Origin of the sequence: Mycobacterium sp. 852002-51057_SCH5723018, assembly GCF_001667035.1 — a bacterium.
Classification (GTDB): Bacteria; Actinomycetota; Actinomycetes; order Mycobacteriales; family Mycobacteriaceae; genus Mycobacterium.
The window spans coordinates 186,348-208,595 of record NZ_LZIR01000070.1 but is presented as its reverse complement, the minus strand read 5'-3'; the positions used below and the strand labels follow the sequence as shown (position 1 = coordinate 208,595).

Below are 22,248 nucleotides of genomic sequence, written 5' to 3'. Positions count from 1 at the left end.
GCTTTCCATGAAAAAGCGCGCCCTCCGGCTGATGTCGGTGGCAACCGCCGTCGTCGCCCTGGCCTCCGGTTGCTCGCTGGAATCGCTCTCACAGTCCTCCGGTGTGGTCAACGTCGTGGTGGGCTACCAGTCCAAGACCATCAACACCGTCACCGCAGGCACGCTGCTGCGCGCGCAGGGCTACCTGGAGCACCGGCTCGCCGACATCACCGCCCGCACCGGCACCCGGTACGCGGTGCGCTGGCAGGACTACGACACCGGCGCCCCGATCACCGCGCAGATGCTCGCCGAAAAGATCGACATCGGCTCGATGGGCGACTACCCGATGCTGATCAACGGCTCCAAGACGCAGGCCAATCCGCTGGCCCGCACCGAGATCGTCTCGATCACCGGCTACAACCCCAAGGGCGCCCTGAACATGGTTGTGGTGAAGCCGGATTCGGCGGCAACGGGGCTGGCCGACCTGGCGGGCACGAAGGTCTCGGCCAGCGTGGGCTCGGCCGGCCACGGCACGCTGGTGCGCGCGCTGCAAAGGGCCGGCATCAATGGCGTCGAGGTGCTCAACCAGCAGCCTCAGATCGGCGCCTCGGCGCTGGAATCGGGTCAGGTGCAGGGGCTTTCGCAGTTCGTCGCCTGGCCCGGTCTGCTGGTCTACCAGGGCAAGGCCAAACTGCTCTACGACGGGGCCGAGCTGAACCTGCCCACCCTGCACGGCGTGGTGGTGCGCCGCTCGTATGCATCGGCCCACCCGGAGGTGCTCGCGGCGTTCCTGCAGGCGCAGCTGGATGCCACCGACTTCCTCAACGAAAAGCCGCTGGAGGCGGCCCGCATCGTCGCCCAGTCCAGCGGGCTGCCGCAGGAGGTGGTGTACCTCTACAACGGCCCGGGCGGCACGTCGTTCGACACGACCCTCAAGCCGTCGCTGGTCGACGCGCTGAAAAGCGATGTGCCGTACCTGAAGTCGATCGGCGACTTCGCCGATCTCGACGTCGGAAAGTTCGTGGTGGACGAGCCGCTGCGCGCGGTGTTCGCCGCCCGCGGGCTGGACTACCAGGCCACCCGGGCGCGCACCGCCAACCCGTCGCTGCTGGCCGGCGACCCCGCCCAGGCCAGCGAACTGTGGCTGGACGGGACCGACACGACGCAAACCGTCGCCACCCCAACGGATTTGCTGCGTGCGGTCAGGGACGCGACCGCCCGCGGCGCCAAGGTACGGGCGGCGTACGTGCCCGACGCCGAGCTGGGGACACGCTGGTTCGCCGACAAGGCGGTCTGGGTGCGCCTGCAAACAGGAGGGGCCCAGACCTATCACCCCTTCGGCACCCCGGCCGGGGCGCGTCGCTACGCCACCACGCATCCAGGCAGCGTCGCCATGGATTACCAACAGGCACTGGGAGGTTCGGTATGACCGCCAACATAGTGGTCGATCAGGTGCTCGACCCGGTCGCGGCGCCCCCGCCGGCGCCGCCGCGGCGCCCCACCTCACCCTGGCGGTCGCGCGCGGTGCGGCTGGCGTCGGTGGCCGCCGCGATCGGGCTGTGGCAGCTGCTCACCGCCGGCAAGGTGCGGTTGCTCTTGCACTTCGACACGTTGCCCACCGTGACTTCGATCGTGCACGCGCTGCAGCGCCGGCTCGGCGCCTACGAGTACTGGCTTGACCTGGCGCAGTCGTTGCTGCGGATCCTCACCGGCTTCGGGCTGGCCGCCGTGATCGGCGTCGCGACCGGCGTGCTGCTCGGCCGCTCGCGGTGGTTCGCCGACACCTTCGGCCCGCTGGCCGAGCTGGCCAGGCCCGTCCCGGCCATCGCGATCGTGCCGGTGGCGATCCTGCTGTTCCCGACCGACGAGGCCGGCATCGTGTTCATCACCTTCCTGGCGGCCTACTTCCCGATCATGGTCAGCACGCGGCACGCGGTGCGGGCGCTGCCCACGCTGTGGGAGGACTCGGTGCGCACCCTGGGCGGCGGCCGGCGGGCGGTGCTCAGCCAGGTGGTGCTGCCGGGCATCCTGCCGGGGGTGTTCGGCGGCCTGTCGGTCGGCATGGGGGTGGCGTGGATCTGCGTGATCTCCGCGGAGATGATCTCGGGCCGGCTCGGCGTCGGCTACCGCACCTGGCAGGACTACACCGTGCTGGCCTACCCGCAGGTGTTCGTCGGCATCATCACCATCGGCGTGCTGGGGTTCGCGACATCGGCGGCCGTCGAACTGGTGGGTCGCCGCGTGACGCGCTGGCTGCCGCGGGGCGAGGAGGGCCGGCGATGAAGGGCATGAGCCTCGAGCTGGACCGGGTTCGCTTGTCCTACACCGGGACTCCGGTCATCGACGGCCTGAGCCTGGCGGTGCGGCCGGGGGAGATCCTGGTGCTCACAGGGCCGTCAGGCTGCGGCAAGTCGACGGTGTTGCGCGCCCTGGCCGGCCTGCTGTCGCCCGACGAGGGCCGGGTAGTGGCCGACGGCGCCGAGGTCACCACCACCTCCGGCGACCGCGGCATGGTGTTCCAGGACAACGCGCTGCTGCCGTGGCGCACCGTGCGGTCCAACATCGAGCTGGCGCTGCGGCTGCGCGGGGTGCCGCGTGCGGGCCGACGCGCCCAGGCCGAGCGCTGGATCGACGAACTCGGGCTCACCGGCTTCGGCAACTACCTGCCCAAGAGCCTGTCCGGAGGTATGCGCCAACGCGTTCAGCTCGCCCGCGGCCTGGCCGGGGCGCCGCGGGCGGTGATGATGGACGAGCCGTTCGGGGCGCTGGACACCCAGACCCGGGCCGCGATGCAGCGGCTGCTCATCGCCACCTGGCGCACCCACCCGACCACAATCGTGTTCGTCACCCACGATGTCGACGAGGCGCTGGCGCTGGGGGACCGGATCGTCGTGCTGGGCCGGGCGGGTGAGCCGGTGCGGGCATCGCTTGACGTTCCCGACGCGCGCAGTGATCAACCCCGGTCCGAGCTGCGAGCCGAAGTGCTTGGGGCTCTTGATCATTCGGTGGCGGCATGATGCTGGTTCCGGATCTGGCCCCCGTTCGCCTGGACTGCGACGTGCTGGTGATCGGCGGCGGCACCGCGGGCACCATGGCGGCCCTGTCCGCTGCCGAGCACGGCGCGCAGGTGCTGCTGTTGGAGAAGGCCCACGTGCGGCACTCCGGCGCGCTTGCGATGGGCATGGACGGGGTCAACAACGCCGTCATCCCCGGCAAGGCGGAGCCCGAGGACTACGTTGCCGAGATCACCCGCGCCAACGACGGGATCGTCAACCAGCGCACCGTGTATCAGACCGCCACCCGCGGCTTCGCGATGGTGCAGCGCCTCGAGCGCTACGGGGTGAAGTTCGAGAAGGACGAACACGGCGAGTACGCGGTGCGCCGCGTGCACCGTTCCGGCTCCTATGTGCTGCCCATGCCGGAGGGCAAGGACGTCAAGAAGGCGCTGTACCGGGTGCTGCGGCAGCGCTCGATGCGCGAGAAGATCCGCATCGAGAACCGGCTGATGCCGGTGCGGGTGCTGACCGATCCAAAAATGGGAGGCCGCGCGGTGGGCGCCGCCGCGTTCAACACGCGCACAGGTGAGTTCGTCGCCGTCGGCGCCAAGGCGGTGATCCTCGCGACGGGGGCGTGCGGGCGGCTCGGGCTGCCCGCGTCGGGGTACCTGTACGGGACCTACGAGAACCCGACCAACGCCGGCGACGGGTACGCGATGGCCTACCACGCGGGCGCCGAGCTGTCGGGAATCGAGTGTTTCCAGGTCAATCCGCTGATCAAGGACTACAACGGCCCGGCGTGCGCCTACGTGGCCAACCCGTTCGGCGGCTACCAGGTCAACGCGTTGGGGGAGCGGTTCGTCGACTCCGATTACTGGTCGGGCCAGATGATGGCCGAGGTGAAGAGCGAGATCGACTCCGCCCGCGGCCCCATCTATCTGAAGGTGTCGCACCTGCCCGACGAGACGCTGACCGCGCTGGAGAACATCCTGCACACCACGGAACGGCCCACCCGGGGCACCTTCCACGCCAACCGCGGTCATGATTACCGCACCCACGACATCGAGATGCACATCTCCGAGATCGGCTTGTGCAGCGGTCATTCCGCGTCGGGCGTGTGGGTCGATGAGCACGCCCGCACCACGGTGGCCGGGCTGTATGCCGCCGGAGACCTGGCCTGCGTCCCGCACAACTACATGATCGGGGCGTTCGTCTTCGGCGACCTGGCCGGCACCGACGCCGCCGATTCGCTAGCTGATGTCGCTGCGCCGCAACAGCTTCCGGAAGGCCAGCTGCGCGACGCGCACGAGCTGATCTACCGCCCGCTGCGTCATCCGGACGGCCCGCCCCAACCGCAGGTGGAATACAAGCTGCGCCGGTTCGTCAACGACTATGTGGCGCCGCCGAAGAGCGCCGCGAAGCTGTCCGTCGCGGTGCGCACCTTCGACCGGATGCGCGACGAGATCGCCGAGATGGGCGCCCGCAACCCGCACGAGCTGATGCGCGCCGTGGAGGTGTCGTTCATCCGGGACTGCGCCGAGATGGCGGCCCGGTCCTCGCTGACCCGCACCGAATCGCGTTGGGGCCTTTACCACGACCGCGCCGACCTGCCCGTCCGCGACGACAGCGAATGGGGCTATCACCTCAACCTGCACAAAGGCGGCGACGGCCAGATGGTGTTCCTGAAGCGCCCGGTCGCCCCGTACTTCGTTCCGGTGCCGGAGCTGGACGGCCTGCCGCCGGCCGACCAGACGGTGCACGAGGTGGCGCAGCCGCCACTGATCGGCGGGCAGGCCCCGGCGACCGCGGTGTCCCGAATCGCCTCGACCCCGGCGGGTTTCGAGGCACCCTCGCCGCGCATCGCCGAGGTCCTCGCGCTCGAGGAGCCGGCGATCGCCGACCTCGGGCCCTATCTGACCGATGCCGATCCCGGGGTGCGCCGCACCGCGGTCGCCACGCTGACCGAGCACATTCCCGACGGGTACGCGCCCGCCCTGTTCGCGGCGCTGGACGATGCCGACTCCGCGGTGCGCCGCGCCGCCGCCGAGGGCATCCGTGAGCTGGTCGAGGTGCTGCCCGACCCGGGCGGCGTGGCGGAGCATCTGGGCTCCCGCGACTCGGTGGTGCGCGCGGCCGCGATCTACCTGCTGGCCTCGCGGCGGGCCGGTGCTGCGCAGGAATACCGCCGCGCGCTGGCCGATCCCGATCACCGGGTGCGGATCGAGGCGGTGCGGGCGCTGGTGTCGGTTGACGACGTGGACGGCGTCGTCACCGCCACCCGGGACGAGAACCGGGAGGTCCGCATCGCGTCGGCCGGCGGCCTGGCCACCCTTGGTGGCGGTGGCGGTGGCGGTGGCGGTGCCGTCCGGGCGCTGCTCGCCGACCCCGACCCGCTGGTGCGTGCGGCCGCGCTGGCCGCGCTGGGCGAATTGGGCTGCGAGCAAGGCGATCTGGACGCCGTCGAGCGCGCGCTACTGGCGCCGGCCTGGCAGGTGCGGGTGGGCGCGGCGCGGGCGCTGGCCGGTGCGGCGGCCGAGATTGCGGTGTCCCGGCTGGCCGAGGCGCTGGGCGATGCGCACCTCGACGTGCGCAAGGCGGCGGTGCTGAGCCTGACCCGCTGGGCCGGCGACCCCGCCGCCCGCGACGCGCTGGGCATCGCGCTCAAGGACAGCGACGCCGACGTGCGCGCCTACGCGCGCCGGGCGCTGGAGGGGTAGCCGGGCGCTTTTGAGTGTGCGGTCACGGCTTTGAGTGTGCAGCCCGGGCGGTGTTTGTGCACTCAGGGCGGCCTGGATTCACACGCAAACGGGCCCCTCAGCGCAGCGTCCTGGCGTAGAGCAGGGCGTCCTGCGGCTCGGGGCCGAGCGTGGGGTAGACGGCGTAGCGGGCCAGCCGGCCCTCGAGCGCGAACCCGGCCCGCAGCAGCACGCTCGCCGAGCGCTCGTTGTCGACGTGGCAGGTGGCCCAGGCGCGGTACACGCGGCGATCGGCTTCCAGCGCGGTCATCAGCAGCTCAAGCACCTCGGGCATATAGCCCTTGCCCCACCATTTCCGCCCGAGGCAGTAACCGATTTCCACCGAGTGCGGCACCGGGCGCCGGCAGCTGGTCAGGCCGATGATTTCGCCGCTGTGCCGCAACGTGATTGCCCAGGTTCGTTCGTCGGCGCTGGCGTTGAGTTTCTCGGTGATCACCCGCCGGGTTGCCGCCACGTCGGCGTGCGGTGCCCAGAGCAGGTACTTCGTCACCTGGGGGTCGCGGGCGACCCGCTGGAACAGCGCGCCGGCGTCGTCGAGCACCGGCGGGCGCAACAGCACCCGCGACCCGTCGATGCGGTCGGGCGGGTACTCGGGCATGGCGTCAGAGCCCGAGCGACTGATAGGTCCGGCGGACGAATTTCGGTTGCGCCGTGCGCAGTTTCGCCAGCGACGTGTTACCCGCGACGGCCGTGGCCGCATCCACCGACAGGTCGGGCATGTTCTGAATCAGATACAACAGGATCAGGTCGTCGGCGCTCGGATCGGCTTGCCACCACGTCCCGTAGGCGCCGGGCCAGCTGAATGCTCCCAGCCCGCCCGGGCCGAACAGCGGGATGGACTTCGCCGGGTCGGTCACCACCGACAGGTTCAGCCCGAAGCCGCGGCCCACCCAGTACGGCGCCCCTAGGAAGCTGTGCCGCTTCTGTTCGTCGGTGAGCCGGTCGGTGCGCATGAGGCGGGCCGACTCGGGGGACAACACCCGCACGCCGTCGACCGTCCCGTCGTCCAGCAGCATCCGCACGAACCGCAGGTAGTCGTCGGCCGTCGACCACAGCCCGCCGCCGGCGTTGCAGAACGAGGGCGGCGTGATGTGCGGCGGCCCCATCACGTCGTGGCGCAGCCGGTGATCATCGTCGAGCGAGTACATGGTCGCGGCGCGGCGGCGCGCCTCGGGTGTGACGAAGAAGCCGGTGTCGGGCATGCCCGCCGGACCCAGCACCCGCTCGTCGAGCACCTGGTAGAACGGCTTGCCGTCGATGCGGGAAGCGATGACCCCCAACAGGTCTATGGAGTGGCTGTAGGTGACGCGGTCGCCTGGCTGATGCACCAGGGGCAGCTTGGCCAGTTCCCTCAGCCAGGCGTCCTGCCCCTGGTTGAACGGCAGCCGCATGTAGGCCTTCGAGATCGGCCCGGAGACCGAGAACGCGTAGGCCAGCCCGCTGGTGTGGGTGAGCAGGTCCTCGATGAGGATGGTGCGGCTCGCCGGATGCGTCCGGTCCAGCGGGCCGTGCGGGTCGTCGAGCACCCGCACCTCTGCCAGCTCCGGCGCCCAGCGCGTGACCGGGTCTTTGAGCGCCAGCTTGCCCTCGTCGACCAGGCTCATCACCGCCGCGACGGTGACCGGCTTGGTCATCGACGCGATGCGAAACAGCGTGTCGCGTTGTATGGGCAGGCCGGCGTCGATGTCGCGGTAGCCGATCTCGTTGACCTGCAGCAGTTCTCCGCGCTGCCAGACCACCGTCACCGCGCCGGCCAGCAGGCCGGCGTCGCACACTTCGCGGATGGAGGCCTGGTTGGTGTCGAGATTCATCCGGTTCAGGTTAATGGGCGCCCTGGTGAACTGTGACAAACGGGCATCGGTCCTAAACTGCGCGCATGGAGTCGCGGGGGGCTGCCACCGAGTTGCGGGTCAGCGAGGATGGTCTGCGCGCGGAAGCTGGCTGGTGTGAGGCTTTGGCGGCGAGCCTGGCGGCCAGCAGCGCGCCGACGTTGGTGGGGTCATCAGTACTGGCCAGCGCGGCTGCGGTGAACGCTGCGCACGCGCAGATCGCCGCGGCCGGGCTCAGGTGCAGTTCGCGCATCCAAGCGACGGCCGCCGCACTGACTCGAGTCTCCGCTAGCTATGGCGAGAATGAAGTTCATTCGGCAGCGGAGTTTCGCGCGCTCAGCCCGGTAAAGGCGTGCTAGATGGCGGCCGGCGCAGCGCTGCCGACCTTGTCGCAAGTGCAGACCTTAGACACCGCCTATCTGCGTGAAGCGGCAGAGCATTGGACGCGCGCCGGCCATCTTTGGGAGCAGACGTTCGGCGAAGTGCATAATCGGATTTCGACGCCCGGGGACGCCGCGTGGACGGGTCAGGCCGCCGCCGCGGCCCACGAACGGTCGTACCTCGATCTGGTCAAGGTCCGCGACGCGTCGGACCAGTTGCATGGGGCCGCCGCCGTCGCCGCTCGTGGCGAAGAGCGGTTGCAAGCCTGCATACACGCAGTGTTAGAGGCCGTCGAGGATGCGCGCGCTGACGGCTTTAGCGTGGGTGAGGACTATTCGGTCACCGATCGCATGCGTGGTGGTTCGTCCGAGTTTCGGGCCGCCCGCCTCGCCGTCGCCCAAGGCCATGCGAGCTTCATTCGCCACCGGGTGGCCGCCTTGGTTACCGGCGATCACGAGCTCGCCGCGCGAATCGCCGCCGCTACCAAGGACATCGAGGCGCTCAGCTTCCCCGAGACATCTGCGGTTGATGGCACGACCGCCCGCGAAGACGAGCGCAACAAGGTCCGGGCCGTCGACAATCACACCTTCAAAGAGGCTCCGAATCCCGAACCCGACCCTCCGACTGGCGGCTGGAGCGACGACCCGCTGATGCGGGCCGCACAAAAAATCGCTTACGGTCATGCCAGCAGTCCGAACGGCCACATGGACGATTTTCCCGGAATGACCAAAGACCAACTCGCGGACTTGGTATACGGAAAGTTGAAAAGATCAATTGAGAACCCTGATGGACTACGACTTGGCCCAAGCAGCACCGACCGCGCCCCGGTCATTTACGACCCTAGAGACAATGTGTTGATCATCCGAGACACGAGCGGTGTAGGAGGCGACTGTGGCACAGTATTCAAGCCCGACTTGCAGGCGAGACCCAATTACGTTGACCAAAAGTTCGGCGGTAGCGTCGGCTCGTTTGAGCACCGCCAACTTGCCGACGAGCCGCTTCCGACACCATCCGGATCGCGTCCTGCACCGCCACCGGCGGCCGGCGGAGAACCTGCGCCGACCAAACCACCAGCTGGTCCGCCGGTGGAGACGCCGCCTGTGAAGCCTTTACCCGTTGTCGGAGAGGGCGGTGGCGGAATGCCCGGGCTTCCCTTCGGCGGAGGGCTGTCCATAGAGCCACACGTCATCCATCCGCATAAACCGGGTCAGCACCATGGCATGCCACTATTTGGCGAACTCCCAGATGACAATGAACAATGATGCGACCAAGATGACGCTATTGCCGCGCTGTCCCTCCACTTGGTTAGGCTGAGCCGATGCCGGAATCGGAACTCGTTGCAATCGAGCTGACCGATGAAGAGCGGAAGCTCATTGTTCTTGCCCTCAACGAGTACGCCGGCACCGCACAACACACGTACCGGTTGCTGTGCCCGGTGTTGGGACAATCAAGTAAGCAGGAGTGGTTCCAACTCGTTAACCGGCTCTCTTTAGCCATCGAAATCAAGAAGCCAATGTCTGACCTTGACTGGGCTCGTGCACTGTTTCTCACCGATATTTCGTTCGGCAGTACCCTCGTGGGCTCAGGACTACGTTTCGGACCGGCCGCCGATAAACATTGGTTCGAAGTGCTCCGCTCCGTGCAAAGGAAAGTCAGCAGTCACGACCGGTTTCTTCTGCTCTTGCAGAACACGAGGCAGCCGCCGCTGAAGAGTAAATCCCACGATGGACGCACGAACTAGGTGAACCGAATGACGGAACAAGACCTTGTCGAGATCGAGCTAACCGATGATGAACGTGAATTCATGGTTCTGGCGCTCAACGAGTACGCCGGAACCGCGCAGCACACCTATATGCTCTTGTGCCCGGTATTGGGCCAATCAGATAAACATCAGTGGTTCCAGCTCACTACCCGATTAAAAGAGGCCATCAAGAACAAAGCGCCGCTGTCTGACCTCGACTGGGCGCGAGCTATGTTTCTTACCGATATTTCCTTCGGCAGCACACTTGTCGGCTCGGGCGTGCGTTTCGGACGTTCGGCCGACGAATACTGGTTCGAGATATTGCGCTCCGTGCAAGAAAAAGTCAGTACTTATCCAAGGTTTCTCCTGCTCCTGGAAAACGCCAGCTACCCACCCACAGAGTAGGTCAAACTAGACGTGCTCGTTGCATGACAGAACCAACGTCTCAGCCGGCGTCGAAATGTCGACGTAGTAATGACCCGCACGGGTGGTGCCCTGCGTCATCGCCCTCAACAACTCGATGATCTCTGTGGCCTTGGCATTGTCGAGCCGCCACACCACGCGATCATCGTGCAGCTCGATGTCGGCGGCATCGGGCTCGATGAGAAGATCGTGAACCGCGCCCTCGACCTCCAGCCGCGACGAACCCTGTTGCCGCGCACGGACCAACGCTGAGAGAAAAGTCGTCACCCCATCGGTGTCCATGACCAACACCACCGCGTCGTCACCAAAGTAAAACTGCCGAGCCAGTTCGGCACGAACGACCGTCATGCTTCGCACTGAGTAGCTATCGACACCGACGAAGTCGACTAGCGCCGCTGAGCCCGGACGTACCAGAACGCCATTTCGATCTCGTTGTCATCCACTTCGCGGCGCACCGTCGCGGGCTCCAGCGATTCGATATCCCACCCGGCCCCGCCGAGGACGTCGCGCAGCGTCTGCTCGGACACCGCCGGCCGCGGCCAATCCTCGTTCACCGGGTTCGCGTCGGAGAAGCAGCTGATGAGCAATGTGGCGCCCGGCTTGGTCGCCCGGTGCGCCGCGGCGGCGTAGCTGCGCTTCCCGTCCTCGTCGAGGCAGTGGAACATCCCGCTGTCGACGATCGTGTCGAACGCGTCGGTGTAGCCCTCGAGCTTGGTCGAATCGGTCACCGCGAACCTCACGTCGACGCCCGCGTCCTTGGCCCGCCGCTCGGCGGTGATCAGCGCGGTCGGCGAGATGTCCAGCCCGGTCACGTCGTAGCCGTTCTTGGCCAGGTAGATCGCGTTGTCGCCGAGCCCGCAGCCGATGTCGAGGACGTCACCGTGAACAAAGCCGCCGGTGTGCCACCCGATGACGTTCTCCTTGGGCGCCTTGGTATCCCACGGCGGTGTGGGCATTGGGGGGATTCCTTCGCCGGGGCTCTCGCCGCGGTAGAGGGCGTCGAAGTCCATATCCGCCAGCTTAGGCCTACGCGGCGTGTAGATCGGTGAGTGCGATCGCGACCCGGACTTCGACCTCACTGACGAGGATGTCGAACGGTCCTGGCGGTGGCGGCGCGCCGGACTGGTAGCGCATCTCGGTGGGTGTCTCGAATTCGGCGCGGTGCCCAACCGTTTCGTCCACGGTGGCGGTGACGCGCCAGCCGGGCGCCTCCTTGGCGTAGTTGCACGCTGACCGGGCCTACTCCGTGATCAATCCCGCCGCACCCAGCGCCAGGTTCAAGCCGTGACCGCCCAGCTCCTGACCCTCACCACCAGCAAAGCTGCACCGGGTGCCAAACCGCCAATTAACAAGCGCGCAGGTTTACGTGAGGCAACAGACCGACACGCTGACCGCAATGCGAGCGAGAACGCCGCTAGTGCTACGCTGCCGTGCAGTCGACATCCTTTAACGATCCGTCCAGAGAGGCGGAGAAGGAGGTCAAGGTTTCGCATGGGTGCCGCAGGGGACGCCGCTTTCGCCGGCGAATCCAGGGAATTGATGTCGGCGGCCGACGTGGGCCGCACCATTTCCCGCATCGCGCATCAGATCATCGAAAAGACCGCGCTGGACGGGCCCGACGCGCCACGGGTGGTGCTGCTGGGCATCCCGACCCGCGGCGTGATCCTGGCCAAGCGCCTGGCCGCCAACATCGGCGAGTACAGCGGGGTAGACGTCGCGCACGGTGCCCTTGATATCACCCTCTACCGCGACGACCTGATGCAAAAGCCGCCGCGGCCACTGGAGGCGACATCGATCCCGGCCGGCGGCATCCACGATGCGCTGGTCATCCTCGTCGACGACGTGCTCTACTCCGGGCGTTCGGTGCGCTCGGCCCTGGACGCGCTGCGCGACGTCGGCCGCCCCCGGGTGGTGCAACTGGCGGTGCTGGTCGATCGCGGCCACCGCGAGCTGCCGCTGCGCGCCGACTACGTCGGCAAGAACGTGCCGACCTCGCGCAACGAGAGCGTGCACGTGCTGCTGAGCGAACACGACGGCCGCGACGGCGTGGTGATCTCCCGATGACGCGCCACCTGCTGGCCGCCGGCGACCTGAGCCGCGACGAAGCCACCGCCATCCTCGACGACGCCGACCGGTTCGCGCAGGCGCTGGTCGGCCGCGAGATCAAGAAGCTGCCCACGCTGCGCGGGCGCACCATCGTCACGATGTTCTACGAGAACTCGACCCGCACTCGGGTGTCGTTCGAGGTGGCCGGCAAGTGGATGAGCGCCGACGTGATCAACGTCAGCTCCACCGGATCGTCGGTGGGCAAGGGGGAATCGCTGCGCGACACCGCGCTGACGCTGCGCGCGGCCGGCGCCGACGCGCTCATCATCCGCCATTCGGCGTCCGGCGCCGCGCACCTGCTCGCCGAGTGGACCTGCGTCAAAGACGATGGGCCGTCGGTGATCAACGCCGGCGACGGCACCCACGAGCACCCCACCCAGGCGCTGCTCGACGCGCTGACCATCCGGCAGCGGCTCGGCGGCATCGAGGGCCGGCGCATCGTCATCGTCGGCGACATCCTGCACAGCCGGGTCGCCCGCTCCAACGTGATGCTGCTGGGAACCCTGGGCGCCGAGGTGGTGCTGGTGGCGCCGCCGACGCTGCTGCCGGTAGGGGTCGACGGCTGGCCGGTCACCGTGTCCAACGACTTCGACGCCGAGCTGCCCGCCGCCGACGCGGTGCTGATGCTGCGGGTGCAGGCCGAGCGGATGAACGGCGGCTTCTTCCCGTCGGTGCGCGAGTATTCGTCCCTGTACGGGCTGTCCGATCGCCGCCAGGCGATGCTTCCCGGCCATGCCGTGGTGCTGCACCCGGGACCGATGCTGCGGGGCATGGAGATCGCGTCATCGGTCGCCGACTCATCGCAATCGGCTGTGCTGCAACAGGTCTCCAACGGGGTGCACGTGCGGATGGCGGTGTTGTTCCATGTGCTGGTCGGCACCGAATCTGCGGAGCCGAGGGCCAAGGAGGGCGTGGCGTGAGCGTGCTGCTTCGCGGGGTTCGGCTGTACGGCGAGGGCGACCGCGTCGACATGCTGGTCGATAACGGCCAGATCGCCGAAATCGGCCCCGGCCTTGCGATCCCGGAGTTCGCCGATGTCATCGATGCCACGGACCAGGTGCTGCTGCCCGGCTTCGTCGACCTGCACACCCATCTGCGCGAGCCGGGCCGCGAATATGCCGAGGACATCGAAACGGGCTCGGCGGCAGCGGCTTTGGGCGGGTACACGGCGGTGTTCGCGATGGCCAACACCAAACCGGTCGCCGACAGCCCGGTGGTCACCGACCACGTCTGGCACCGCGGCCAGCAGGTGGGCCTGGTCGACGTCCACCCCGTCGGCGCCGTCACCGTCGGGCTGGCCGGAGCCGAGCTCACCGAGATGGGCATGATGGCGGCCGGTGCCGCGCAGGTGCGGATGTTCTCCGACGACGGCGTGTGCGTGCACGACCCGCTGGTGATGCGCCGCGCCCTCGAATACGCCACCGGCCTGGGCGTGCTGATCGCCCAGCACGCCGAGGAGCCGAGGCTGACCGCCGGCGCCGTGGCGCACGAGGGGCCCACCGCCGCCCGGCTGGGGCTGTCGGGCTGGCCGCGGGCCGCCGAGGAATCCATCGTCGCCCGCGACGCGCTGCTGGCCCGCGATGCCGGCGCCCGGGTGCACATCTGCCACGCCTCCACCGCGGGCACCGTCGAGATCCTGAAATGGGCTAAGACACAAGGTATTTCGATCACCGCCGAGGTCACCCCGCATCACCTGCTGCTCGACGACAGCAGGCTGGCCAGCTACGACGGGGTGAACCGGGTCAATCCGCCGCTGCGCGAGGCCGCCGACGCGCTCGCGCTGCGTCAAGCGCTGGCCGACGGGGTGATCGACTGTGTGGCCACCGATCACGCCCCGCACGCCGAGCACGAAAAATGTGTCGAGTTCTGCTCGGCGCGACCCGGCATGCTCGGCTTGCAGACGGCGCTGTCCGTGGTGGTGCAGACCATGGTGCAGCCAGGGTTGCTGACCTGGCGCGATGTCGCGAAGGTGATGAGCGAAAACCCGGCCCGCATCGTCGGCCTGCCCGATCACGGCCGGCCGCTCGAGGTGGGGGAGCCGGCCAACCTGACCGTGGTGGACCCGGAAGCGACCTGGACGGTCGCCGGGTCCGATCTGGCCAGCCGGTCGGCCAACACACCGTACGAGTCGATGACGTTGCCCGCCACCGTGACCGCAACCCTGTTGCGCGGGAAGGTCACCGCCCGGGACGGAAAGAGCCCGGCATGAACTCAGGCACACTGGTCGGGTCGCTGATCTTCCTGGCCGTGCTGGTGATAGTGATCACGGTGGTCATCCAGCTGATGATGCGCGGCTGGCAGCGCCGCGCGCGGCGGCAAACCGAGTTGATCGGCGGCCTGCCCGACATGCCCGACAAGGTGGGCACCGTCCTCGTCACGGCCCGCGGGGTCTATTGCGGCTGCACGATGGCGCCGGCCTGGAACGAGCGGATCACGGCGGGCGATCTGGGCTACCGCAGCAGGGCGGTGCTGACCCGCTATCCCGAGGGGATCCTGCTGGAACGCGTTCGGGCCAAACCGATTTGGATTCCGCAGGAGTCGATCGTTGCCATCCGGATGGAGCGCGGCCTGGCGGGTAAGGTCGTGGCCCGCGTCGGGATCCTGGCAATCCGGTGGCGGCTGCCGTCCGGGGTCGAGATCGACATCGGTTTTCGCGCTAACAGCCGCGGCGATTACGACGACTGGGTGCAAGACCGGCCGGAAGGCCAGCAGGGAGAGGTTGCGTGAGTTCGTGAGCCGCGCCGACGACGATGCAGAGCGAAGCGATGAGGAGGACCGGCGCTCATGAGCGAAGCCGTATTGGTGCTGGAAGACGGTCGCGTCTTCACCGGCACGCCGTTCGGCAAGATCGGCCAGACGCTCGGGGAAGCCGTCTTTTCCACGGGCATGTCGGGCTATCAGGAGACCCTGACCGACCCGAGCTATCACCGCCAGATCGTGGTGGCCACCGCGCCGCAGATCGGCAACACCGGCTGGAACGGCGAGGACGCCGAAAGCCGTGGCGACAAGATCTGGGTTGCCGGTTACGCGGTGCGCGATCCCTCGCCGCGTGCCTCCAACTGGCGCGCCACCGGTACGCTGGAGGACGAGCTGATCCGCCAGGGCATTGTCGGGGTCGCCGGCATCGACACCCGCGCGGTGGTGCGACACCTGCGCAGCCGCGGCTCGATGAAGGCCGGGGTGTTCTCGGGTGATGCGCTGGCCCAGGCCTTGAACATCGATGTGCTGGTGGAGCGGGTGCGCGGCCAGCAGTCGATGCTGGGCGCCGACCTGGCCGGCGAGGTCAGCACCGAAGGCACCTACGTCGTGGAACCCGATGGCACGCACCGGTTCACGGTGGCCGCGCTGGATCTGGGCATCAAGACCAACACCCCCCGCAACTTCGCCCGGCGCGGCATCCGCAGCCACGTGCTGCCGGCGAAGGCGACGTTCGAGCAGATAGCCGACATCAAGCCCGACGGCGTGTTTCTGTCCAACGGACCCGGCGACCCCGCCACCGCCGACCACGTCGTCGAGCTCACCCGCGAGGTGATAGGCGCCGGAATCCCTTTGTTCGGCATCTGTTTCGGCAACCAGATCCTCGGCCGGGCGCTGGGCCTGTCCACCTACAAGATGGTCTTCGGTCACCGCGGGATCAACGTCCCGGTCATCGACCACGCCACCCGCCGGGTCGCGGTGACCGCACAGAACCACGGCTTCGCGCTGGAAGGCGAGGCGGGCCAGTCCTTCGACACGCCGTTCGGCCGGGCGGTCGTCAGCCACACCTGTGCCAACGACGGGGTGGTCGAAGGCGTCAAACTCGCGGATGGCAAGGCGTTTTCGGTGCAGTACCACCCCGAGGCCGCCGCGGGTCCGCATGACGCGGAATATCTCTTCGATCAATTCGTCGACCTGATGGCGGGTGGGCGATGAGGACCATCTGCGCGAGCGTGCGCAGTTGTACGCGAGTCACGGCGTGTCGGCGTACAGACACGCACGCTCGCGCCGAGAAAGGGGGCCGCTAGTGCCGCGGCGCAGTGACCTCAAGCACGTGCTGGTGATCGGCTCGGGGCCGATCGTGATCGGGCAGGCCGCCGAATTCGACTACTCCGGCACCCAGGCCTGTCGGGTGCTGCGCGCCGAAGGGCTGCAGGTCAGCCTGATCAACTCCAATCCGGCGACCATCATGACCGACCCGGAGTACGCCGACCACACCTACGTCGAGCCCATCACCCCGGCGTTCGTCGAGCGGGTGATCGCCCAACAGGCCGAGCGCGGCAACAAGATCGACGCCCTGCTGGCCACCCTGGGCGGCCAGACCGCGCTCAACACTGCGGTCGCCCTCTACGAGAACGGGGCGCTGGAGCGCTACGGCCTCGAGCTGATCGGCGCGGATTTCGACGCCATCCAGCGCGGCGAGGACCGCCAGCGATTCAAGGACATCGTCGCGAAGGTGGGCGGTGAATCCGCCCGCAGCCGAGTGTGTTTCACCATGGACGAGGTCCGTGAGACGGTCGAGGAGGTCGGCCTGCCGGTGGTCGTGCGGCCCAGCTTCACCATGGGCGGGCTGGGCTCAGGCATGGCGCACTCCGCCGAGGAGGTCGACCGGATGGCCGGCGCCGGGCTGGCCGCCTCGCCCAGCGCCAACGTGCTCATCGAGGAATCGATCTACGGCTGGAAGGAATTCGAGCTCGAGCTGATGCGCGACGGCCGCGACAACGTGGTGGTGGTGTGCTCCATCGAGAACGTCGACCCGATGGGGGTGCACACCGGCGACTCGGTCACCGTCGCGCCGGCCATGACGCTGACCGATCGCGAGTACCAGCGGATGCGCGACCTGGGCATCGCGATCCTGCGCGAGGTCGGCGTGGACACCGGCGGCTGCAACATCCAGTTCGCGGTCAACCCGCGCGACGGCCGGCTGATCGTCGTCGAGATGAACCCTCGGGTGTCGCGGTCAAGCGCGTTGGCCTCCAAGGCCACCGGCTTCCCGATCGCCAAGATCGCCGCCAAGCTGGCTATCGGCTACACCCTCGACGAGATCGTCAACGACATCACCAAGGAAACGCCGGCCTGCTTCGAACCCACCCTCGACTACGTCGTGGTCAAGGCGCCACGGTTCGCGTTCGAGAAATTCCCCGGCGCCGACCCCACGCTGACTACCACGATGAAATCCGTCGGCGAGGCGATGTCGTTGGGCCGCAACTTCATCGAGGCGCTCGGCAAGGTGATGCGGTCGCTGGAGACGACCAGCGCCGGCTTCTGGACCAAGCCGGACCCCGACGGTGACCTCGAACAGGTGCTGACCCGGCTGCAGACCCCGACGGAAGGCCGGCTCTACGACATCGAACTGGCGCTACGGCTGGGAGCCTCGGTGGAGCAGGCCAGCGAGGCCTCCGACGTGGATCCGTGGTTCGTCGCGCAGATCGCTGAGCTGGTCAACCTGCGCGGCGAGGTGGTCGACGCGCCGGTGCTCGACGCCGAGCTGCTGCGGCGGGCCAAGAACAGCGGACTGTCGGACCGCCAAATCGCCGCGCTGCGACCGGAACTGGCCGGCGAGGACGGCGTGCGTTCACTGCGCGAGCGGCTGGGCATCCACCCGGTGTACAAGACGGTGGACACCTGCGCCGCGGAGTTCGAGGCCAAGACGCCCTACCACTACAGCAGCTACGAACTCGACCCCGCCGCCGAGACGGAGGTGGCGCCGCAGGCCGAGAAGCCCAAGGTGCTCATCCTGGGCTCCGGACCCAACCGCATCGGGCAGGGCATCGAATTCGACTACAGCTGCGTGCATGCGGCAACGACGTTGTCGCAGGCGGGATTTGAGACCGTGATGGTCAACTGCAACCCCGAGACGGTGTCCACCGACTACGACACCGCCGACCGGCTGTACTTCGAACCGCTGACGTTCGAGGACGTCCTCGAGGTGTTCTACGCCGAGACGCAGTCGGGGGCCGGTGGCCCCGGCGTCGTCGGCGTTATCGTGCAGCTCGGCGGCCAGACCCCGCTCGGGCTGGCGCAACGGCTCTTCGACGCCGGGGTTCCGATCGTGGGCACCCCACCGGAAGCCATCGACCTCGCCGAGGACCGCGGCGCCTTCGGCGACTTGCTGACCGCCGCCGGACTACCCGCACCGAAATACGGCATGGCAACCACTTTCGCCCAGGCCCGCCGCATTGCCGAGGAGATCGGCTATCCGGTGCTGGTGCGGCCGTCCTACGTGCTGGGTGGTCGCGGCATGGAGATCGTCTACGACGAGGAGACTCTGAAGGGCTACATCACCCGGGCCACCGAGCTCTCGCCCGAGCACCCGGTGCTCGTCGACCGCTTCCTGGAAGACGCGGTGGAGATCGACGTCGACGCGCTGTGCGACGGTGCCGAGGTCTACATCGGCGGCATCATGGAGCACATCGAGGAGGCCGGTATCCACTCCGGCGACTCGGCCTGCGCGCTGCCACCGGTCACCCTGGGCCGCAGCGACATCGAGAAGGTGCGCCGCGCCACCGAGGCCATCGCGCACGGCATCGGGGTGATCGGGCTGCTCAACGTGCAATACGCGCTCAAGGACGACATCCTCTACGTCCTGGAGGCCAACCCGCGCGCCAGCCGCACCGTGCCCTTCGTGTCGAAGGCGACCGCCATCCCGCTCGCCAAGGCGTGTTCTCGAATCATGCTGGGCGCCACCATCGCCCAGCTGCGCGACGAAGGCATGCTGGCACTCGAGGGTGACGGCGCCCACGCGCCGCCCCACGCGCCGATCGCGGTCAAGGAGGCCGTGCTGCCGTTCCACCGCTTCCGCCGCGCCGACGGGGCGGCCATCGACTCGCTGCTCGGCCCGGAGATGAAATCGACCGGCGAGGTGATGGGCATCGACCGCGACTTCGGCAGCGCCTTCGCCAAGAGCCAGACCGCCGCCTACGGATCGTTGCCCGCCGACGGCACGATATTCGTCTCGGTCGCCAACCGCGACAAGCGATCGCTGGTATTCCCGGTCAAACGCCTGGCAGACTTGGGATTCCGCGTGCTGGCCACCGAGGGCACCGCGGAAATGTTGCGCCGCAACGGAATTCCCTGCGACGAGGTGCGCAAGCACTTCGAGCCGCCGCAGGAGGGCCGCCCCGCGGTGTCCGCGGTCGACGCGATCAAGGCTGGGGACGTCAGCATGGTGATCAACACACCGTTCGGCAACTCCGGCCCCCGCATCGACGGCTACGAGATCCGCTCGGCGGCGGTGTCGGTCAGCATCCCGTGCGTCACCACGGTGCAGGGCGCGTCGGCCGCCGTGCAGGGGATCGAGGCGGGCATCCGCGGCGACATCGGCGTGCGGTCGCTGCAGGAGTTGCATAGCGCGATCGGACCGGCGGGGGCCCAGTGACCGGGTTCGGCGCCCGGCTGGCCGCGGCGAAGCTGGCCCGCGGGCCGCTGTGCCTGGGCATCGACCCCCACCCCGAGCTACTGCGGGCCTGGGACCTGCCCACCACCGCGGACGGGCTGGCCGCGTTCTGCGACATCTGCGTCGAGGCGTTCTCCGGGTTCGCCGTCGTCAAACCCCAGGTGGCGTTCTTCGAGGCCTACGGCGCGGCCGGGTTCGCGGTGCTGGAACGCACCATCGCCGCGCTGCGGTCGGTCGGGGTGCTGGTGCTGGCCGACGCGAAGCGGGGGGACATCGGGTCCACGATGGCGGCCTACGCCGCCGCCTGGGCCGGCGATTCGCCGCTGGCCGCCGACGCGGTGACGGCCTCGCCGTATCTGGGGTTCGGCTCGTTGCGTCCGCTGCTGGAGGCCGCCGCGGCCAACGACCGCGGCGTGTTCGTGCTGGCCGCCACCTCGAACCCGGAAGGCGGCACCGTGCAGCGCGCCGCCTTCGACGGCCGCACAGTGGCCCAGCTGATCGTGGACCAGGCCGCGGTGGTCAACCGGTCGGCCACCCCGTCGGAGCCGGGATACGTCGGGGTGGTGCTGGGCGCCACCGTTTTCCAGGCGCCCGACGTGAGCCAGCTGGGCGGCCCGGTGCTGGTGCCCGGTGTCGGCGTGCAGGGAGGCCGGCCTGAGGCGCTGGGCGGCCTGGGCGGTGCGGTGCCGGGCCAGCTGTTGCCCGCGGTGGCGCGTGAGGTGCTCAAGGCCGGGCCGGACGTGGCCGACCTGCGAGGGGCGGGCGAACGGATGCGCGACGCCGTCGCGTACCTGTCGGCGCTCTAGGGGGCGCTAGTCGGACGCGATTGCCGCACTGGGCCTTGCGGTTTCGACGATCACCGTGGTGGCCTTGACGACGGCCACCGCGACGCTGCCCGGCTGCAGGTCGAGCTCCTCGGCGGCCGCGGTGCTCATCAGCGAAACCACCGTGAAGGGACCACACTGCATCTCGACCTGGGTCATCACCTTGTCGCTGACGACCCTGGTGACCAGGCCGACGAACCGGTTCCGGGCCGAGCTGCCGATGCTGAGCGGATCCGGCGGCGGGGCGGGTGCGTTGTTGCGGGAGAACTCGGCCAGATCCTCGCTGGCGATGACCTTGCGGCCGACCGCGTCATGGCTGACCGTCAACGTGCCCTGGTTGATCCAACGGCGGACGGTGTCGTCGCTGACGCCCAGCAGCTCAGCCGCCTGACGGATGCGCAGGTTCGGCACGGGCACGATCGTAGCCGATATGTCGCTGGGCATTCGCTGAAACGTGGCTGGCCACGGGCGCCGACCTGCGGCTTGACGCCGACGCGACACGCGCGACACGCGGCGGGAAAATCCGTGATGCGGGGCACGACCGATTGTGGCTACCCCCGGCCGGCGTCCGCAGCGACCGCCGCCACGGCTTGCGGCGACCTAAAACCGCAGGTGGGAAGGCTATCGCGGGTACCAGCGAGCATCACCCCGCACCCCCGCGAAACCTTCCCCAGCGATGCCGCGAACACCGTCCATGGGCGCTACCCGTCGCGCCCATGCTGGGCTTTTGGCCCATTAACCAGGGGGGCGGGTTAGATTTCGTCAGGAAGGCTGAGTACGGTCGTCTCCGCTGGCAGAAGTACCCGGCAGAGACAAAGAGATCGATTCAGATCGCTTGATCAGATACGGAGGAATTGTGGCCCTTCCCCAGTTGACCGACGAGCAGCGCGCGGCCGCGTTGGAGAAGGCGGCTGCCGCACGTCGAGCGCGAGCAGAGCTGAAGGACCGGCTCAAGCGCGGCGGCACCAACCTCTCCCAAGTGCTCAAGGACGCCGAGAGCGACGAAGTGCTGGGCAAGATGAAGGTGTCTGCGCTGCTTGAAGCATTGCCGAAGGTGGGCAAGGTCAAGGCGCAGGAAATCATGACCGAGCTGGAGATCGCCCCCACCCGCCGCCTGCGCGGCCTGGGCGACCGGCAGCGCAAGGCCCTGCTGGAAAAGTTCGGCTCCTAGCCCGCCCGACGATGCAGGCCGGAAGGCCTGAGGAGGCGGGCCATCAGGCCAGCCGCCCCGGGGGACCGGGCACCGGCCGTGTGGTCGTGCTGTCCGGTCCTTCCGCGGTCGGCAAGTCGACCGTGGTCCGGTGTCTGCGCGAGCGGATTCCCAACCTGCAGTTCAGCGTCTCGGCCACCACCAGGGCGCCGCGTCCGGGCGAGGTGGACGGCGTCGACTACCACTTCGTCACACCCGACCGTTTCCAGCAGCTGATCGACCGGGGTGCCCTGCTGGAGTGGGCCGAGATCCATGGCGGGCTGCACCGATCGGGCACGCTGGCCGAGCCCGTCCGGGCCGCCACCGCGTCCGGGCTACCCGTGCTGATCGAGGTCGACCTGGCCGGTGCCCGGGCGATCAAGAAGGCGATGCCCGAGGTCGTCACGGTGTTTCTGGCGCCTCCCAGCTGGGAGGATCTGCAAGCCAGGCTGGTCGGCCGCGGCACCGAGACACCCGAGGCGATGCGGCGCCGCCTGGACACCGCCCGCGTCGAAATGGCGGCCCAGGACGACTTCGACGAGGTCGTGGTCAACAGTCGATTGGAGTCCGCGTGCGCCGAATTGGTATCCTTGCTGGTGGAAACTGCGCCGGGCCCGGCATGAATCGCTGGCCGGACCAGCCGCCAGATCAG

General features: G+C 68.5%; 22 protein-coding genes and 1 pseudogene. 16 read left to right on the top strand and 7 right to left on the bottom strand.

Going from position 1 to position 22,248, the window contains the following annotated elements:
- Window positions 1-7 precede the first annotated feature (7 nt).
- From A5764_RS14065 to A5764_RS14050, 4 genes are read left to right on the top strand one after another with little or no spacing between them, the layout of a single operon-like run.
- Window positions 8-1,408 (top strand): ABC transporter substrate-binding protein, encoded by a 1,401-nt coding sequence (locus tag A5764_RS14065; protein WP_067114101.1) that lies wholly within the window; start codon window positions 8-10, stop codon window positions 1,406-1,408.
- Window positions 1,405-2,262: an ABC transporter permease gene (locus tag A5764_RS14060; RefSeq protein WP_067114100.1), complete on the top strand. Its 858-nt coding sequence runs from the start codon at window positions 1,405-1,407 to the stop codon at window positions 2,260-2,262. Before A5764_RS14065 ends, A5764_RS14060 begins: the two co-directional genes overlap by 4 nt.
- Window positions 2,259-2,996 carry an ABC transporter ATP-binding protein gene (locus A5764_RS14055; protein ID WP_067114099.1) on the top strand — a complete coding sequence of 246 codons (738 nt, stop codon included), beginning with the start codon at window positions 2,259-2,261 and terminating at the stop codon, window positions 2,994-2,996. The genes A5764_RS14060 and A5764_RS14055 overlap by 4 nt, the downstream gene beginning before the upstream one ends.
- The gene (locus tag A5764_RS14050) at window positions 2,993-5,692 is read left to right on the top strand and encodes a fumarate reductase/succinate dehydrogenase flavoprotein subunit (RefSeq protein WP_197501385.1); all 2,700 of its coding nucleotides are present in this window, start codon (window positions 2,993-2,995) and stop codon (window positions 5,690-5,692) included. The genes A5764_RS14055 and A5764_RS14050 overlap by 4 nt, the downstream gene beginning before the upstream one ends.
- 97 nt (window positions 5,693-5,789) lie before the next feature.
- Here A5764_RS14050 and A5764_RS14045 read toward each other — a convergent pair whose 3' ends face one another.
- From A5764_RS14045 to A5764_RS28315, 3 genes are read right to left on the bottom strand one after another with little or no spacing between them, the layout of a single operon-like run.
- Window positions 5,790-6,329 (bottom strand): GNAT family N-acetyltransferase, encoded by a 540-nt coding sequence (locus A5764_RS14045; protein ID WP_067114098.1) that lies wholly within the window; start codon window positions 6,327-6,329, stop codon window positions 5,790-5,792.
- A gap of 4 nt (window positions 6,330-6,333) precedes the next feature.
- The gene (locus A5764_RS14040; RefSeq protein ID WP_067114097.1) at window positions 6,334-7,542 is read right to left on the bottom strand and encodes a serine hydrolase; all 1,209 of its coding nucleotides are present in this window, start codon (window positions 7,540-7,542) and stop codon (window positions 6,334-6,336) included.
- A gap of 52 nt (window positions 7,543-7,594) precedes the next feature.
- Entirely contained in the window at window positions 7,595-7,813 is a 219-nt protein-coding gene (locus tag A5764_RS28315; protein ID WP_156664668.1) for a hypothetical protein, read from the bottom strand.
- Between the two features lie 106 nt (window positions 7,814-7,919).
- Between A5764_RS28315 and A5764_RS14030 the strand changes: the two genes are divergently transcribed.
- From A5764_RS14030 to A5764_RS14020, 3 genes are read left to right on the top strand one after another with little or no spacing between them, the layout of a single operon-like run.
- The gene (locus tag A5764_RS14030) at window positions 7,920-9,203 is read left to right on the top strand and encodes a hypothetical protein (protein ID WP_067114095.1); all 1,284 of its coding nucleotides are present in this window, start codon (window positions 7,920-7,922) and stop codon (window positions 9,201-9,203) included.
- A gap of 56 nt (window positions 9,204-9,259) precedes the next feature.
- A complete protein-coding gene (locus A5764_RS14025) occupies window positions 9,260-9,682 on the top strand; it encodes a hypothetical protein (RefSeq protein ID WP_067114094.1) in 423 nt (140 codons plus the stop codon).
- Between the two features lie 9 nt (window positions 9,683-9,691).
- Entirely contained in the window at window positions 9,692-10,087 is a 396-nt protein-coding gene (locus tag A5764_RS14020) for a hypothetical protein (protein WP_156664667.1), read from the top strand.
- Window positions 10,088-10,093: 6 nt separating this feature from the next.
- Here A5764_RS14020 and A5764_RS14015 read toward each other — a convergent pair whose 3' ends face one another.
- The 3 genes and pseudogenes from A5764_RS14015 to A5764_RS28310 form a co-directional block, all read right to left on the bottom strand.
- Entirely contained in the window at window positions 10,094-10,453 is a 360-nt protein-coding gene (locus A5764_RS14015; RefSeq protein WP_082951689.1) for a hypothetical protein, read from the bottom strand.
- 38 nt (window positions 10,454-10,491) lie between these two features.
- On the bottom strand, window positions 10,492-11,124 hold the full coding sequence (locus tag A5764_RS14010; protein WP_156664685.1) for a cyclopropane-fatty-acyl-phospholipid synthase family protein: 633 nt from the start codon (window positions 11,122-11,124) through the stop codon (window positions 10,492-10,494).
- 7 nt (window positions 11,125-11,131) lie between these two features.
- Window positions 11,132-11,332: pseudogene (locus A5764_RS28310) on the bottom strand (HNH endonuclease); the annotation flags it as partial.
- Between the two features lie 264 nt (window positions 11,333-11,596).
- Between A5764_RS28310 and pyrR the strand changes: the two are divergent.
- The 7 genes from pyrR (at window position 11,597) to pyrF (ending at window position 20,389) form a co-directional block, all read left to right on the top strand.
- Complete coding sequence (gene pyrR, locus A5764_RS14005) at window positions 11,597-12,169, top strand: bifunctional pyr operon transcriptional regulator/uracil phosphoribosyltransferase PyrR (RefSeq protein WP_067114091.1); 573 nt, start codon at window positions 11,597-11,599, stop codon at window positions 12,167-12,169.
- On the top strand, window positions 12,166-13,131 hold the full coding sequence (locus A5764_RS14000) for an aspartate carbamoyltransferase catalytic subunit (RefSeq protein ID WP_067114090.1): 966 nt from the start codon (window positions 12,166-12,168) through the stop codon (window positions 13,129-13,131). Before pyrR ends, A5764_RS14000 begins: the two co-directional genes overlap by 4 nt.
- Entirely contained in the window at window positions 13,128-14,420 is a 1,293-nt protein-coding gene (locus A5764_RS13995; RefSeq protein WP_067114089.1) for a dihydroorotase, read from the top strand. Before A5764_RS14000 ends, A5764_RS13995 begins: the two co-directional genes overlap by 4 nt.
- Entirely contained in the window at window positions 14,417-14,938 is a 522-nt protein-coding gene (locus A5764_RS13990; protein WP_067114088.1) for a transporter, read from the top strand. The genes A5764_RS13995 and A5764_RS13990 overlap by 4 nt, the downstream gene beginning before the upstream one ends.
- 57 nt (window positions 14,939-14,995) lie before the next feature.
- The gene (gene carA / locus A5764_RS13985; RefSeq protein WP_067114087.1) at window positions 14,996-16,123 is read left to right on the top strand and encodes a glutamine-hydrolyzing carbamoyl-phosphate synthase small subunit; all 1,128 of its coding nucleotides are present in this window, start codon (window positions 14,996-14,998) and stop codon (window positions 16,121-16,123) included.
- A 91-nt stretch (window positions 16,124-16,214) separates the two neighbouring features.
- Window positions 16,215-19,565, top strand: a complete 3,351-nt coding sequence (gene carB / locus A5764_RS13980) for a carbamoyl-phosphate synthase large subunit (protein ID WP_067114237.1) — start codon at window positions 16,215-16,217, stop codon at window positions 19,563-19,565.
- Complete coding sequence (gene pyrF / locus A5764_RS13975) at window positions 19,562-20,389, top strand: orotidine-5'-phosphate decarboxylase (protein WP_067114086.1); 828 nt, start codon at window positions 19,562-19,564, stop codon at window positions 20,387-20,389. The genes carB and pyrF overlap by 4 nt, the downstream gene beginning before the upstream one ends.
- Window positions 20,390-20,395: 6 nt before the next feature.
- Here pyrF and A5764_RS13970 read toward each other — a convergent pair whose 3' ends face one another.
- Entirely contained in the window at window positions 20,396-20,818 is a 423-nt protein-coding gene (locus A5764_RS13970) for a molybdopterin-binding protein (protein WP_067114236.1), read from the bottom strand.
- Window positions 20,819-21,263: 445 nt separating this feature from the next.
- Between A5764_RS13970 and mihF the strand changes: the two genes are divergently transcribed.
- On the top strand, window positions 21,264-21,578 hold the full coding sequence (mihF, locus tag A5764_RS13965) for an integration host factor, actinobacterial type (protein ID WP_067114085.1): 315 nt from the start codon (window positions 21,264-21,266) through the stop codon (window positions 21,576-21,578).
- A gap of 11 nt (window positions 21,579-21,589) precedes the next feature.
- A complete protein-coding gene (gmk, locus tag A5764_RS13960) occupies window positions 21,590-22,219 on the top strand; it encodes a guanylate kinase (protein WP_082951688.1) in 630 nt (209 codons plus the stop codon).
- Window positions 22,220-22,248: the final 29 nt, after the last annotated feature.